This is a genomic window from Coleofasciculus chthonoplastes PCC 7420, from assembly GCF_000155555.1.
Lineage (GTDB): Bacteria > Cyanobacteriota > Cyanobacteriia > Cyanobacteriales > Coleofasciculaceae > Coleofasciculus > Coleofasciculus chthonoplastes_A.
Genome location: NZ_DS989892.1, coordinates 1 through 1,938 on the forward strand (window position 1 = coordinate 1; position 1,938 = coordinate 1,938).

Annotated in this window: 1 protein-coding gene; it reads right to left on the reverse strand. The window is 44.8% G+C overall.

Annotation, left to right across the window (positions count from 1 at the left end; all coding sequences use genetic code 11):
* Positions 1-290: 290 nt before the first annotated feature.
* On the reverse strand, positions 291-1,938 hold a 1,648-nt coding region (locus MC7420_RS34645; RefSeq protein WP_232231856.1), incomplete at its 5' end, for an SH3 domain-containing protein.

Consider the following 1,938-nt stretch of genomic DNA (forward strand, 5'->3'; position numbering starts at 1 on the left):
GGGGATGCGATCGCGTGGGAGCCTAGGTATTTGTAGGGGCGGGTTTAGCCGTTTAATTTTAATGTTTGTGATAACGTTTAAACAAAACCCGCCCTGACTCAAAATGGAGGTGTGTTTTAGGCGATCATTTTTAGGTGGAATGGTACTGACTGGTACGCTGGTGGGCAATGCCCACCCTACTGGGCTGGCAAGCTTAAAAATAGGGGTAAATCATCTGCTACAAATTACAACTGATTTGGATTACAGCGATCGCGTTGCCCACAATTTTAACCTTGCCAAGCTACTACGGCTCAACTTCCACGCCGTAATTTCCAATAAGTTTTTATTGGGTTAAAGTTACGTTCTCGAATGCCTTGTTTAGAAGCAAGAACGCTAGGGGTTTGGGCTGCACCGTACTTATAGTAAGGAGCGCGAGTAACTTCGTAATGTAGGTGTGCAGCGAAAGAATATCGAGAATTTCCGCGACCACCTGTTTTACCAACTATATCGCCTTTCTTGACTTGTTGACCTACGAAAACATTCACTGAATCAAGATGCTTGTAGATGTGATAGCGTCCATGTTTATCTTTGATAGATACGACACCAAAGTATGAAGGATTGGTAAACACAATCTCTCCCTCTACCAAGCTCTTGACATTTGTGCCTAGAGGGGAAGCAATATCTATGGCTCCATGATAACTATTCAAGCCTGTTGCTCGCTTGTAATCATCAGAAATGTAAGCGCCTGTAGGTGGAAAATACCGACCAAACAAGTCATTGGATAGATCTCGGTAGAGCTTACCAATATCTGAGCTTGGATTGTTTTTGATATAGTTAAAGTCAGCAGCGCTATTAATAGAATCCTCCCAGTTCCAGTCAGACCAAGAAGCTAAACTATTCAGATAGTTATTGTTACCGCCATTATTACCACCACCATTACTACTCCCTTCACTGACATAGTAAGCAGCAACATAACCTGTCTTACCATTGACTTTTACCTTATACCAATTTGTCCGATTTCCTGGCTCGTAAGCCTGACCAGAAACCTGTTCCAGAATAGTCAAGTTGGTTCCCTTAGATAACTTGCCAATGATAGACTTACTTAAATAAGGACCACTACGGAGACGCAAAGGAACACCGCCGACTTTATCATTAACATGTCCTGGTTTACTTGTCGTTCCACCACCCGGATTTCCCCCAGGTTGAATTGGCGGTTTAGATTTGGGATAGCCAAAAATGTAAGCACTGGGAACCCAATAAGCCTTCCCATTACTCCAGTAACGATACCACAGCGCATCAGATTTACCTGTCCAGATGTCAGTTACAGACTCTCCATACTTCCATCCGTCAAAATGGAGTGTCTTTTTATAAGGTTCCGCTAAACCACTCCGATCTGAATGCTTCGGACTATTGCGAAGCGCGACTCCAATTTCGGGACCAACCCAGCCAGAAAAAGATTCTGCATGGAACCCTGAAGGTTGACTCGGTGATGGATTGTCAGAAGTTACATCAACATAATACGCCGCAACATACCCTTTTTTGCCATTAGCTTCTACCTGATACCAATCCTTACGAGAACTCCCCGTCGGTGTCGTGTAGCTTCCTCCCGTAACCGATTTCAAAATCTTCAGAGAGGTTCCCTTTGAGAGTGACCCGATAATCGTTGCACCCACATAAGAATCAGCACGGAAATTCAACGATATAGAGCCTACCTTAGAATTCACGACACCCGATTTTGTCGGAGATGGATTCGGTTTTGGTGTAGGTGCAGGCTTACTCGGTGGAGGCGTAGAACCTGTTGCGTTACCTGTCAAGAATTTCTCAATCCCACGCGCCACCGCAGTAGCCGCTTTCTCCACATTGGCACGACTCATTCCCGGCTGCATCGATAAATAAAGATTCAACCAGAACGGCGGGAACATTCGTTGGCGCATTTCGCAGAACAGAGAAATTCGCTGT